Annotated in this window: 8 protein-coding genes and 2 tRNA genes; 2 read left to right on the forward strand and 8 right to left on the reverse strand. The window is 58.1% G+C overall.

The window, feature by feature from the left end; all coding sequences use genetic code 11:
- Window positions 1–153: 153 nt before the first annotated feature.
- Together FE702_RS04965 and hemA are read right to left on the reverse strand one after the other, a co-directional pair.
- Window positions 154–1,635, reverse strand: a complete 1,482-nt coding sequence (locus FE702_RS04965; RefSeq protein ID WP_147125161.1) for a helix-turn-helix domain-containing protein — start codon at window positions 1,633–1,635, stop codon at window positions 154–156.
- A gap of 106 nt (window positions 1,636–1,741) precedes the next feature.
- On the reverse strand, window positions 1,742–2,965 hold the full coding sequence (gene hemA / locus FE702_RS04970) for a 5-aminolevulinate synthase (RefSeq protein ID WP_147125162.1): 1,224 nt from the start codon (window positions 2,963–2,965) through the stop codon (window positions 1,742–1,744).
- 166 nt (window positions 2,966–3,131) lie between these two features.
- Between hemA and FE702_RS04975 the strand changes: the two genes are divergently transcribed.
- Complete coding sequence (locus FE702_RS04975) at window positions 3,132–4,508, forward strand: M20/M25/M40 family metallo-hydrolase (RefSeq protein WP_147125163.1); 1,377 nt, start codon at window positions 3,132–3,134, stop codon at window positions 4,506–4,508.
- 13 nt (window positions 4,509–4,521) lie between these two features.
- On the opposite strand, the gene FE702_RS04980 is transcribed toward FE702_RS04975, so the two are convergent.
- Entirely contained in the window at window positions 4,522–6,075 is a 1,554-nt protein-coding gene (locus FE702_RS04980; RefSeq protein ID WP_147125164.1) for a calcium-binding protein, read from the reverse strand.
- 502 nt (window positions 6,076–6,577) lie between these two features.
- Here FE702_RS04980 and FE702_RS04985 point away from each other — a divergent pair.
- Window positions 6,578–8,410 carry an extracellular solute-binding protein gene (locus tag FE702_RS04985; protein ID WP_147125165.1) on the forward strand — a complete coding sequence of 611 codons (1,833 nt, stop codon included), beginning with the start codon at window positions 6,578–6,580 and terminating at the stop codon, window positions 8,408–8,410.
- A 13-nt stretch (window positions 8,411–8,423) separates the two neighbouring features.
- On the opposite strand, the gene FE702_RS04990 is transcribed toward FE702_RS04985, so the two are convergent.
- The 5 genes from FE702_RS04990 to FE702_RS05010 form a co-directional block, all read right to left on the reverse strand.
- A tRNA-Asp gene (locus tag FE702_RS04990) sits at window positions 8,424–8,500 on the reverse strand.
- A gap of 32 nt (window positions 8,501–8,532) precedes the next feature.
- Window positions 8,533–8,609, reverse strand: a tRNA-Asp gene (locus FE702_RS04995).
- Between the two features lie 112 nt (window positions 8,610–8,721).
- Window positions 8,722–9,657 carry a pirin family protein gene (locus tag FE702_RS05000; protein ID WP_147125166.1) on the reverse strand — a complete coding sequence of 312 codons (936 nt, stop codon included), beginning with the start codon at window positions 9,655–9,657 and terminating at the stop codon, window positions 8,722–8,724.
- Window positions 9,658–9,788: 131 nt separating this feature from the next.
- Entirely contained in the window at window positions 9,789–13,028 is a 3,240-nt protein-coding gene (locus FE702_RS05005; protein WP_147125167.1) for an AAA family ATPase, read from the reverse strand.
- Window positions 13,029–13,121: 93 nt separating this feature from the next.
- Window positions 13,122–13,490: a DUF3307 domain-containing protein gene (locus FE702_RS05010; protein WP_147125168.1), complete on the reverse strand. Its 369-nt coding sequence runs from the start codon at window positions 13,488–13,490 to the stop codon at window positions 13,122–13,124.
- Window positions 13,491–13,610 lie beyond the last annotated feature (120 nt).

A 13,610-nucleotide genomic window follows, 5' to 3' on the forward strand; every position in this document is an offset into this window, starting at 1 on the left:
CCGTCATGCGGGCCAATGGGCCGGCACTGTCAATCTGGATTTACACGCAAGCTACACGGCAGTGTCTTGCGCCGTCAATTCAGATGTAATGGATTTGCTGAGGCTCGCAACGGAGTAGATGCCAGATGCAACACAACGGCGCAGGCCGGATGGCTATTGCACCAACCCGGGGATACGCGCAGCATCCACAAGGGAGTAGTTCGCTTGAATCCCCTCAAGCGACACATCGACGTTCCGCGCAGTCGACGCACCCGGACCCACTGGGCCAAAGACCATATCGCCGACCTGAAAATAGAGCGAACCAGAGTTACCAGCGCGCAGCGACCCGTCTAGCCCCTCTGGCAAGGTCTGCACCTGACCCGGCGCAATGATTCCTTCATAAACAACGTCGCCGTCGGCGTTCCGGACCCTGACCCAACTGTCATTGGCCGAAATCAGGGACACCGCATCAACCGGCGCCGTTTGAAGCGCGACCGGTTTCGGCAGAACATCAGGCGCGTTCAGGTCCTGAAGCAGATCAAACAGCGCCTGATCCTCCTCGGGGGTGGCTGGCGTGTAGAGCGCGTTCAAATCGGTCGAAGCAAGCAACACGTCGCTGACCGGCCCTGTACCTTCACCCGCCGGCCCAACGATGGTGCCATTAACCTTAAAGTACAAAGACCCCGAGTTTCCGGCCCGTAGGATCGGCGTTTCTTCCGTCACGGGGATCGCGTATTCCTCGCCCTCGTTCAGGATTTTCTCGAACAAGACGCTCTGATCTGCGGTCTGGACCCTGACCCATGTCGGGGCGACCGCAAACAACACCACCTCTGGTGTCGGACCATCAACAACCTGAACCCCATCAGCCGCGCCGACGCTGGGCAACCGGTCTTGTGTCGCTGCAAATACGCCTTGAGCATCCGGGTTCAACGTCGCAATGGGTGCATCCCGAGCGACGAGCACCGGCACATCCAGTGCCGGCGGGCGATAAAGCCGATCCAAAGTGTCGGATGTCGGTTGCGTAGTCTCGGCAACGACAGAACCCGCAGTCGCAACCGGCCCAGCCAATGGATCAAGCTGAACGATGGCGGTTGGTGGTTGTTCAATGGGCGCGACATCGACGCGCTGCACCTCTTGCACCACCGCCCACGCGCCATAGCCAAGCCCGCCGATCATGGCCAAGAGCACCAGAGACGACCCAATCGCGCGAGGCTCCACCGTCTCAAGGAAGCGAGATTGTTCCGGAGTGAACGGAACAGCAGGCTTGCTCAGCGGATCAACCGGACCCGCTACCTTGGCGTCGCGGGCCTTGCGTGCAGGCAGCGCTTCGGCGGACATCCCGTGGACAGGTTCGAACCCGCTTTCTTGGCAAAACGTATCAAACGCCCAATCCGGGTTTAGGTTGAGGTAACGCGCGTAAGACCTGACAAAACCAGCAATAAAGCCAGGCGTATCAAAGGCGGATGGGTCAGCATTTTCAATTGCCGCGATGTAAGATGCTTTGATCTTAAGTTCGCGTTGAACGTCGAGAAGGCTTTTGCCCATGGTCGCGCGTTCGCCGCGCATGACATCGCCAAGCTTGAGGTCAAAGTCATCAAACCCTTTAGGTTCAACAACCTCCTCCTCTGGTTCTGACTGTCCCCAGCGGCCGATCATGCTCTGCTCGCGTCCCACAAAGAATTTGCCGCGATTCCCCTCGCGGTTACCCGATTACCCGCGCAAATAGCACGAGATCACAAAGAATGCACGTCTGTATATGGGGTTAGGCGGTTAGTTGCGCGCGATTCAGCTCACACATGGACCAGAGCTGATCCATCGACTTGACCAGATGGTCAACCTCTTGTGGGCCATGCACGGGGCTTGGTGTAAAGCGCAACCGTTCCGTCCCACGCGGCACCGTTGGGAAGTTGATCGGCTGACAGTAGATGCCGAAATCATCCAGCAAACGGTCAGAGATCATTTTGCACTTCACCGGATCACCGACATGCACCGGAACAATGTGCGACCCGTGATCAATGATCGGCAGGCCCAGACCCTTGAGCCGCATTTTCAGGATCTTCGCCTGCATCTGATGCTGATCCCGGCGGGTCTGGTCTGTCTTGAGATGCGCAACACTGGCGGCACACCCCGCCGCCACAGCGGGCGGCAGCGACGTCGTAAAGATAAAGCCCGGCGCGTATGAACGGATGGCATCACACATTTTCTCTGACGCAGCGATATATCCACCCATCACGCCGTAGGCCTTGGCCATAGTGCCGTTGATAATGTCGATGCGGTCCATCAGACCGTCCCGTTCGGCGACACCTGCCCCACGGGGGCCATACATGCCAACGGCGTGAACCTCGTCGATATAGGTCATCGCGCCGAATTCATCGGCCAAATCGCAAATCGCCTCAATCGGGCCGAAATCACCATCCATCGAATAGATAGACTCAAACGCAATCAGCTTTGGCGTCGCCGGATCATCCGCCGCCAGCAATTCGCGCAGATGCTCAACGTCATTGTGACGGAAGATCCGCTTGGCTCCGCCATTGCGGCGCACGCCTTCGATCATGGACGCGTGGTTCAGCGCGTCCGAATAGATGATCAGACCTGGAAACAGCTTGGGCAGGGTCGACAGCGTGGCATCATTGGCGATGTAGGCACTGGTAAAGAGCAGTGCCGCCTCTTTCTGATGGAGGTCAGCCAGTTCAGCCTCAAGCCGTTTGTGATACACTGTTGTGCCGCTGATGTTGCGCGTGCCGCCGGAGCCCGCACCGGTCGCATCCAGCGCCTCGTGCATCGCCTCAAGCACGACAGGATGCTGCCCCATGCCTAGGTAATCGTTGCCACACCATACGGTGATCGGAACCTGAGTGCTGTCCGGCCGCGTCCACATGGCATGTGGAAACGCCCCCTTTTCACGTTCGATATCAATGAACGTGCGGTAACGCCCTTCGTCATGAAGCTTTTGCAGGGCGGCGTCGAGATAGGCGTTCTGGTCCAAAAGGGTGACTCCCCGGTGTGTGTTCGATGCTTATATGTTGCGGTCTAGAACTGTTCCAAGTCTCAAATTGCCGCGCCTTTATGCGTCCTGCCTTGATATGTATCAAAACCCGCTGGACGCCGTTCTCTCAGTGGATAGGGTTTCCGAAACAGGACGTTAGGAGCCCTTGATGATCGACGCCGTACTTGCCCGCATTGATGCCGACCTCGACCCCTCGCTGGAGCGACTGATGGAGCTTCTGCGTATCCCGTCGATCTCTACCGATCCGGCCTATGCAGAGCATTGCGATGCTGCCGCAGATTGGCTGGTCGAGGATCTCAAAAGCATCGGTTTTGACGCGTCCAAAAGGCCAACACCCGGCCACCCGATGGTCGTTGCGCATCACGATGGCGACGGACCCCATATTCTGTTCTACGGCCACTATGACGTCCAGCCCGTCGATCCGCTGAACCTGTGGCACCGCGACCCGTTCGACCCGGCTATCGAAGATACGCCAAACGGCAAGGTGATCCGCGGCCGCGGGACGGCCGATGACAAAGGGCAATTGATGACCTTTATCGAGGCCTGCCGTGCGTGGAAGGCGGAACACGGCACCCTGCCCTGCAAAATCTCGGTGTTCCTTGAGGGTGAAGAGGAATCAGGCTCGCCATCTCTGATTCCGTTCATGAAGGACAACGCAGAGGAACTGACCGCCGACATCGCAATGATCTGCGACACCGGGCTGTTCGACGAAAACACGCCGGCCATCATGACACAGTTGCGGGGGATGCTATCGGGCGAATTGACGATCACCGGCCCAGACCGGGATCTGCATTCCGGAATGTATGGCGGCCCGGCCATGAACCCCGCCCGCGTGCTGGCCCGCATCATCGCCGCGCTCCATGATGATGAGGGCCGCGTCACGGTGCCGGGGTTCTACGACGGCGTCCCGGAGGTCCCCACTCAAATCAAACAACAGTGGGAGGCGCTGGGGTTTGACGCAGACGGTTTCCTTGGTGCCGTCAGTCTGTCGGAGCCTGCAGGCGAAAAAGCCTTCAGCCCGCTTGAACAAATCTGGTCGCGCCCGACCTGCGAGGTGAACGGCCTGAATGCGGGCTACACCGGCGAAGGGTTCAAGACCGTCTTGCCGTCGATTGCCTCGGCCAAAATCTCCTTCCGCCTTGTCGGCACGCAGGACCCCCACGCAATCAGCGCAAGCTTCACCAAGATGGTGAACGACATGCTCCCCCCAGACTGCACCGCCGAATGGACCGACCACGGCGCCAACCCCGCCTCAATCATGTCCATCGACCACCCGGCCTTCGAGGCTGCCCGCACAGCGCTATCTCAGGAATGGCCCAACCCAGCAGCGTTCACAGGCGGCGGCGGGTCGATCCCGATTGCGGGACACTTCAAAACCGTCCTCGGCATGGATGCGCTATTGATCGGTTTTGGGAAGGATGACGACGGTTTGCACAGCCCGAACGAGAAATACGATTTGTCGAGTTTTCATAAGGGGATGCGCAGTTGGGCAAGGGTGTTGAATGAGGTGCGTGGGTTGTGACTCCGCTCACCTTCTAAAACAGAAACTCTTCAAGGCCTATCTGCGAGAGCTGAACATCCATAAGCGTTATGCTCACCCCTTTGGAGTCCTTACCGTGTTGGAACGGCGGCTCTAGGATTTCTATCCGAACGTCATCTTCGTCTTGCGCCATCGAAACGACGATTGGTGTATCTCCAAAACCCAAACGACCGCCATGCGCCGAAATCACATGGAGTCCCGAGATCACAACGGGGACATGGCCCTGTGCAGAAAAGGCGCTAAGGTCGATGGTATCTTCACCAATCCTGAAATCCGTTACTGTATCATGCCCTGTCTGCGGCTCGAAAACGAACACGTCGCGACCATCACCGCCAGTAAGGAAATCATCTCCTTCCGCACCATTTAGGGTGTCATCGCCCTCGTTGCCGAATATGGCGTTTTCGTCCGTATCGCCGATAAGGTCATTGCTGTCTTCATTGCCCATGATGCGTTCATCGTTAGCTGTCACGTAAAAAAAGAACTCGTTAGCTTCGCCAACGGTTGCGTCCGACACATCAACGGTCGCGTTTTCAGCACTCAGGATGACAACGCTCATCAACTCCTCTGTCTCAAACAAAGAGTCGTTCAAAACATCAACGTTACCTGTAGCGGATAAGCTGCCCGCTGGGATGACTAATTGTGTTTCTGTCAGTTCAAGGTCTTCAGAACGAATGCTAGCGTCGCCAAGACCCACGGTTACAACGACATCGAGTTCGATGATTTCGCTAAGTCGCACTGTAAAAGATACCACATCGCCTTCGTTATACTCAGCAAACGGAAAAGGCGCGTCCATTGAGACAAGCGGTTCGGTTGGTGCGTCACTTTCTGCGACATCAACTATGAATTCCGCGAATGTTCCCACACGCCCCGTTTCGCGAACGTCAATGGAAGCGTTTTCAACTTCGACAATCTCAAACCGAAGCAAGTGTGATGGCTCGAAGAGTTGATCGTCCTCAATACGGACCTCGACTGTTGTGCTTGTCTGACCAGGCTGGAAGACGACCGTTGGCATGAGAAGTGTCGCGTCTTCTGCATATTGTGACCAGCTTTCAGCCAACCGAACTGTCACAGGAACATCACTGGCCTCACTCAAGAGCAACGTGAGCGTGAGAACATCTCCTTCAACGACATCGGGCACGCTTCCGTCTCGGTCAAATGAAACAATTGGCCCGTCTGGCGTATCATTCCCTGCCACATAGAAAACAAACTCGTTGTTATCCCCAACGCCTTCCCGTGGGCTCATGTCGACAGTCGCACCAACAGCTTCCGATATTTGGATGTGCATAATCTCATCGGCTTCGAAGACATCGTCGTCTTCTACGCGAATACGCAGAAATTGTGATGTCTCTCCCGGCGCAAAGCTCAATGAAGTATCTAGAATGCTAAGGTCGCCGACCCGTATATTTCGAAATGCATCTTCAAAACTGACGTCGACCACATTGGCCGCAGCTGCGGACAATTGAACTTCAATGCTGATGATGTCGCCTTCTTCAAAAACCGGGACTGAAGGAGGCAGAACAAAGCTTACAAACGGACTATCAAAAGACAAAACGAACCCTGTTTTCTTATGTCGGAGGAATATAGTGAACCATTGAACTAAAAATTGCCAGGTTGCTCGTGAAGAACCCGCAGGCTTCGATTGCCTCTACTTCCCAAAAACAATTGGAGCCACTCGCAGAAATCAGAAATTGCTTCGTTTTGCTGCTCGCAAACCAACCATGGGTGTTCACCCCTCTAAGCAGCATGTGACCGACGCCGAAGCAAGTGAGATTACGATTTCAATCAAAGGCTAACAATTAGCAAGACGGTCATTCAAATAGCGCCGAACCGAGGGGTGGCGCAATCGCGCCGCCCCGTGGGGGCGGTTCGGCGCGGCGCAACGGTTCCCGTTGCGCGAGACCTAAGTTCGAAGCGAAGCGCAATGCGCACAACGGAACTACACGCTGTTGCCCACGCACTGCCCAACACCTCCCCCCACAAACATTTGCACAGGACTCCCCCCGCAAATGCCCTAAGCTCCTTTGAAACCGCCCCCTCACAGGAGCCACGACATGATCCTTCGCGCCACCAGCCTCGCCGCCTTGCTCGCCACCTCTGCCCATGCAGACGTCACCATCTCCCACGGCTACTCGGCCTTTGGGGACCTGAAGTACCCCGCTGATTTCACACATTTCGACTATGCCAATCCCGACGCGCCCAAGGGTGGTACGATGAGCCAGCGGCAGCTATACGGCACGCCGACCTTTGACAGCCTCAACGTCTGGATCATCAAGGGTGACAGTGCGCCAGAGGTGCGGCACCACGTTTATGACAGCTTGATGGTGCGGGCCTATGACGAACCGGACGCGATGTATGGCCTGCTGGCGGAAACCATCGAATACCCGGACGACCTGTCCTACCTCATCTTCAACCTGCGGCCCGAGGCGCGGTTTCATGATGGCACGCGGGTGACGGCGAATGACGTGGTCTTCACGATTGAAAAGCTCCAGACCGAAGGCCACCCCTATTACCGCAACCTGCTGAGCGATGTGGAAAGCGTGCAGGCTCAGACTTCGACCCGCGTGCGGTTTGATCTGGCAGACGGCGCTGGCACGTCGCTGCCCGCCTCAATCGGCGAGCTCATGATCCTACCCGAAGCGTTCTATGACGCCAACCCGTTCGATGAAACATGGATGACCCCGCCGCTCGGTTCAGGCCCCTATGAACTGGTGGATGTTGAGCCAGGCCAATCCCTGCTCTTTTGCCGGGACGAAGATTATTGGGGCGCGAACCTGCCCGTGAACGCTGGCCGCAACAACTTTGACTGTTATGCCTATGAATACTTCGTCGATGACATCGTGGGATTAGAGGCATTCTCGGCGGGCGAATATCACATGCGGGTTGAATTCCGCTCGGCCTCATGGGCCACGGCCTATGACTTCCCCGCCGCGCAAAAGGGGCATGTCAAACAGATGCTCCTGCCGGATGCCCGTCCGTCCAATGCGCAAGGCGTCTGGCTGAACATGCGCAACCCGGTGCTGCAGGACAAACGCGTCCGGCAGGCGCTGGACCTCGCCTTCAACTTTGAATGGACGAACGAGGCGGTGTTCTACAACACCTACGCCCGCAATGAGAGCTTCTTTGAAAACACCCCCATGAAGGCGACCGGCCTGCCGGAGGGCGCAGAACTGGCGCTACTCCAAGAGTTCCGCGACCAACTGCCGGACACCGTATTCAACCAACCCGCCTACGTCCCCGGCCCCGGTGCCGCGACCCTGCGCGACCGCCGCGCATTGCGTGAGGCATCGCGCCTGTTGGACGAAGCAGGCTGGACCGTTGGCGATGACGGCATGCGCCGCAACGCAGCCGGTGAAACGTTGCAATTCGACTTCCCCAGCAGCAGCCGGGCGCTGGACCGTATCTACACACCCTACACGGAAACGCTGCAATCGCTTGGGATCGACGTCGTCTTCGACATCATTGATCCGGCCACAATGGCCGAACGCCGCCGCCAATTCGACTTTGACATGGTTCCGGTCGCTTGGGGCGTTGCCACGAATCCGGGCGCGGAACTCCGCGCCTTCTACAGCTCGGCCACCGCCAATGCCGAAGGCAGCAACAACCTGACAGGGCTTGCCGACCCGGTGGTCGACGCCCTGATCGAACGGGCGGTCGCAGCGGAGACCCGCGAGGACCTGACCATCACCGTCCGCGCCCTCGACCGCGTGCTGCGTGACAAACAAATCTGGGTTGGCGGCTGGAACCTTGGCGCACATCGTGTGGCCGTCTGGGATATGTTCGGCATGCCCGAAAACCCTGTACCCTACGACTTTAACCGCGGCGTGGATTTCTGGTGGATGGATGCGGACAAACGTGCAGCCTTGGAGGCTGCCGGAGCTTTATAATTCTGGAGATAAGTGGCGCGGTTGACGGGGCTCGAACCCGCGACCCCCGGCGTGACAGGCCGGTACTCTAACCAACTGAGCTACAACCGCGCACTTGCGTCAGGTGGGATCATTCGGGGCGGTGGCGCGGTTGACGGGGCTCGAACCCGCGACCCCCGGCGTGACAGGCCGGTACTCTAACCAACTGAGCTACAACCGCTCGCCCATGTCTGATCCCTCAGACGTGTTCGCGGGTGATATGCGCCCCCAACTGCCCCGTCAAGCGGCAGAATGATGGGGGCGCACAGTTTTTCTGACTTAATGTCCGGCCATCACCGATTGGGCAGCGGGATGAACTCTGCATTGTCATTCGGCGGCAGCTGAAAACGGCCATTTTGCCAGTCCTCGTTGCGCCAGGCTTCCTTGGCTTCCTCGATCTTTTCCTTGGATGAGGCGACGAAATTCCACCAGATGTGGCGCGGCCCCATCGTCTCACCGCCCAAGAGCATCAGACGCGCACCGGTCTGGCCTGCCGTGACGCTCATCCGGTCTCCGGGACGAAACACCATCATCTGACCTGCCGCGTAGGTTTCACCCGCCACGTCAATCGATCCGTCGACGACATATATCCCGCGATCCTCATGATTATCCGGCAAAGGCAGCTTGGCACCGGCCTTCAAGACGGCATCGGCATAGAACATCTCGGATGCCGTCTTGACCGGAGCGCTCTCGCCATAGGCCCTGCCAAGGATCAAGCGCACCTCTTTGCCCTCACCTTCCAAAAACGGCAGCGCATCCTTGGGCGCGTGTTCAAAGGACGCCTCGGCATCCTCCTGATCTTCGGGCAATGCGACCCATGTCTGGATGCCAAAGAATGGCATCGGATCCGTCTGTGTTTCATCATCCGTGCGTTCGGAGTGCGTGATCCCTTTGCCCGCGACCATCCAATTCACTGCGCCGGGTTCGATCCAGCTATCGGTGCCAAGGCTGTCTCGGTGGTGCATCCGTCCGCGATAGAGGTAGCTGATGGTCGCCAAACCAATATGCGGATGCGGACGCACATCCATCCCACGGGTCGGGAGGAACTCTGCCGGTCCCATCTGGTCGAAGAAAATGAATGGGCCCACCATCTGACGTTTCGGGGCCGGCAGTGCCCGGCGCACCTCAAAGCCGCCTAGATCGCGGGCGCGCGGGACGATGACGGTTTCGACAGCATCGACGGCGTCGCCGGTGGGAATGTCGGGATCAAGTGCTGGGTTCCAACTCATGGGAAGTCTCCTATCGGGTTGCCCAATAGATAAAGCGTTACTCACCGCACGGAAGGGCCGCAAAGATATATCTATTGTTCACTCATGCACAAATCTGAAAGGCACCGCTTCCTAGCGCACTATTTTGCACATCAGGCCAAAGACGGTTGTGGCAGATAGGCTTGGCCGACATCCAATCGCTTGCGAGCGGCGATAACATGCGCCTCGGCCTCCGGGTCAACTTCACGCCATAGCTCGGCGGCCCGCAATGCCAGCGCCGTGGCGTTTATCCTACGGGCGGTGTGATAGGCGTCTTCGAACGCTGCCGCCGCTGCACGGTCGTCGCCTGTTTGCCTTGCGAGGCGCCCCTGAACGCGCAAGACCTCTGGCCGCGAAATCGTTTCACCTGATTGAATGATCAATGCATCCGCCTGATCCAGCAGATGTTGCGCCTGGTTGATATCGCCAGCCCCTAATGCGGCCTCAGCCGACAAAGTTGTAAACCAGCCTTTCAACATCCGCGATTTGGATTGATGATATTGATCCAAACCTTCATCCAAGAGCACCCGTCCGCCGTCAGGCTCACCGGTTTCGACCAGCGCCCAACCTTTGAGGATGCGTGCGACACCGCCATGGAACGGGAATTCATGTTTGTCGGAATGCTGGATGCAGCGATCCGTCAATTCCATCAACGCCTCGAACTCTCGCTGCAGATGAAGCGTGAAACTATTGAACGAAAGCGCACGAGCGAGAGAGAACGGCTGATCATGGGCGACCGCGTCTTCGAGCGCGCTGTCGGCCATGATGGAAGACCCGACTTGGTTTCCCATCATCCACTCGGTGGACGCCAAATAGCACAAACAGGCCAGTCTTGGCGTATCGCCAAAAATGGACACCTCGCTGCCTTGCGCCTGTTCGGGGTCGGCAATGGCGGCCCTAAAGGACCGACGCGCGGTCGCAAGATCTCCCCGGAGAAAAGCGGTTGCGCCGGTGGCGCGCTGCGCCTCAAGCGTAGCCCATGCGCCCATGCCGGTCGCCAACGCGACAAGCTCCTTAGCCAGCCCCGCTGCGCGCCCGTACTCGGCCCGCATGTGATGGAACAACCATTGTCCACCCAATGCAGTAAAGCGCTCTTTTGGATCATTCAGCTGTTCTGACAGTTCGCGGGCGCGGTCGTATATGTCTTGGACCGTCTCGGCACCGTATCCTTCGAGTGACAACTGTAATGGCCCAAGGGCCAACAGCACTTGGGTTTCAAACAGGATAGCACCGTCTTGATCTGGGACCTTGCGGACCAGTTCCAGCGCGGTGGAATAAAGGCTCACGGCCTCTCGATGCGCCGACTTTCGAACTGCCGCTTCGGCCGCCTTTCGCCACGCTTGCGCAGCCTCCCACTCTGAACCGGCCGCCGTCAGATGGCTGGCGAGGACCAGCGGGTTTGCGTTGGGTCGCGACTGAAGCACACGCGCGATCGCGGCGTGTGCTGTTTTTCGTCGGGACTTTGGCTGAGACTCGTAGGCCTGCTCCTGCAACAGAGCATGTGCAAAGCCAAACATCCCGGGCTGATCGCCTTCTGCCGGTTCCAAAATGTGGCAATTCACAAGCGTGTTCAGCGCCTCGTCGATATTGCGGGCGCTTTGCCCGGACGCGGCATGTAACACCTCGCGGTGGAACACCCGTCCCAGACAGGACGCAAATTGCGCGACGGGTTTTGCAGACCCCGTTGAAGCGAGCCGCGCCATCAAGACACCTTGCAGCGTTGGCGGAATATCAAGCCGGTCATTTTCAAGCGCGCTGGAGCCTTGGGACAGCACCGCCCGTGTCAGTTCCGCCGCAAAGAGCGGTACGCCGTCTGAGGCCGCCACGATTTGCGCCAAAAGCGTTTCATCAAGCTCAGCGGTTGCCGCCACGCCACGCACGAGGTCATCAGAGGCTGATGCGCTCAGCCGCTTCAATCGAATATCCAAGCGCTCGGCATCCGCCCAGTCGGGGCAAAAACCCGGCCGTCCGGTGGTCAGCACAAAAACGTTCAGCTTATCTAATCCAGCGAGGTAATGCAGGAAATCAATCGTTGCCGTGTCGGCCCAGTGCATGTCCTCGATCAGCATGACGAGCGGTTTCTTGAACGACAGCGCCTGCAAACCTTGCCCCAGCGCCTGATACCAGCATTTGCGCCGGGTGCCCGGGCCGACACCTTCTGGTTTTTCAGCCAATCCCAGAAGGTCACCAAGGTCTTCGACAAAAAGAGACGGATTTGCGCGTGATTCAAGCGCCAAACGCTCGAACGCCTGCTTGCGGTCGGCGACGGACGCCTCGGGCGACGCGCCGGCCTTGGTGTTTAGGTAGTCTATGACGGGCGTCATTGGGCTTTGGCTATGGTACTCCCAGCATTGCAACGGCACCACGCGCAGCCCCTCATCGTCACATTGCCGAAGGAAATGAGTCACGAGATGGCTCTTGCCGATCCCTGCCTCGCCTTCGACATGCATGAAGGTTGCAGGTTGCTTCGGCTCCATTCGGGTCAAAAGCTGCGTCATCTGATCCAGCACGTCATCGCGCCCGACGACGGCAGGACGCCCCACAGGAGCGACCCAATCCAAGGGGCGGCGCGGTTTCATGACCGCTGGTGGTGAACGTAACGCAAAAACCTCAACCGGATCACGGAACCCACGGATTGCCTGCGGCCCCCGCTGTAACGCCATGACCTGAAGATCGCCAACCAAGGCCCTTGTGGCCGCGTCCGCCAGCACCTCACCCGGTTCGGCCAGCGCCTCAAGACGCGCCGCAAGATTGGGAGGCGTGCCGAAAATCGAGTCGAGCTTCAACTCGCCCTCGCCCATCTTTTGTCCCACCAGGACAATCCCGGTTGAAAGACCCACGCGCGCCGCCAGAGGCGCGTCATCGGGACCGATCAACTGTGCTACGTCGCGGACAATGTCGAGCCCAGCGAACACAGCCCGCGCTGCGGCGTCCTCATGAGCTTGCGGCCAACCGAAATAGGCCATCAACCCGTCGCCCATGTAATTGGCGATATGCCCACCCCAGCGCTCGACCACGGTTTGGCACGTCGTCATGTAGCGCTTGGTCAGCGGCGCAAGGTCTTCTGGATCAAGCTGATCTGCAAAATGCGTGAAGCCGACCAGATCGCAAAACAACACGGTGACCTGACACCGCTCGGTCGTGTCGCCATCGCGTTTCGTTGGGACCGGGGCGATGCCTTTGATCGCACCCAGAATGCGCCGGCGGTCCCCAAGGGCAATTCCCATTTCTGACAGATCGGCATCAGTGAGGGATGTCAAAACATCCAAATCAATGGCGTGCTGTTCAAACAGACGTTGAAACCTGTTCAACCCTCGCCCAGCCAACCAGCTTTGAATATCTGTGTCGGTCATTTTCGCACCCCTACGCGCAATGTACGCACGGACACATTCCTGAGGCGAGTCTTCTGTGGCTTTTTGACCCGATTTTAAGCAGTTTTTCCGGGCCTATAGCCCCACAAGCACCGCCGCGATGGCCAAATAGGTCATTTGATGGGCGAGTTGATCATAGCCAAGATGGCTCCAGAACCGGCCATCGGCAGGGTCCAGCCCCAACCGTTGGCCGGTCTGCGCCTTAATGAAATCGATGTGATAATGCACCGCGAATTCCGCGATGCTGAGCCAAACCAAGACGCCCAGGGGCACGCCCAATGCCAGCAAAATGGCTGCCGTCAAACCGGCATGGAGACCAGCATGTGCCAGTCCGCCCGGATGCCCGTAGCGGCCTTTGCCGGCAATCATCCAGTCGGATTGCCAGACGAAATCCGCAAAACAATGCTTTATCTGAAGCGCAACCAGCGCATAAATCAGAAACATATGTCTCTCCACGCAACGCGATTGCCTTGGCTGGTTCGGGCCAGCAATCATCAACTTACCACCGCCCTCATGAAACATGCGTTCCGGGCGCAGACATATGTCCGAACGCACATTGCACCG

The sequence above is a fragment of the Shimia ponticola genome (genome assembly GCF_007995215.1).
In the GTDB taxonomy this organism is placed as follows: Bacteria; Pseudomonadota; Alphaproteobacteria; order Rhodobacterales; family Rhodobacteraceae; genus Shimia_B; species Shimia_B ponticola.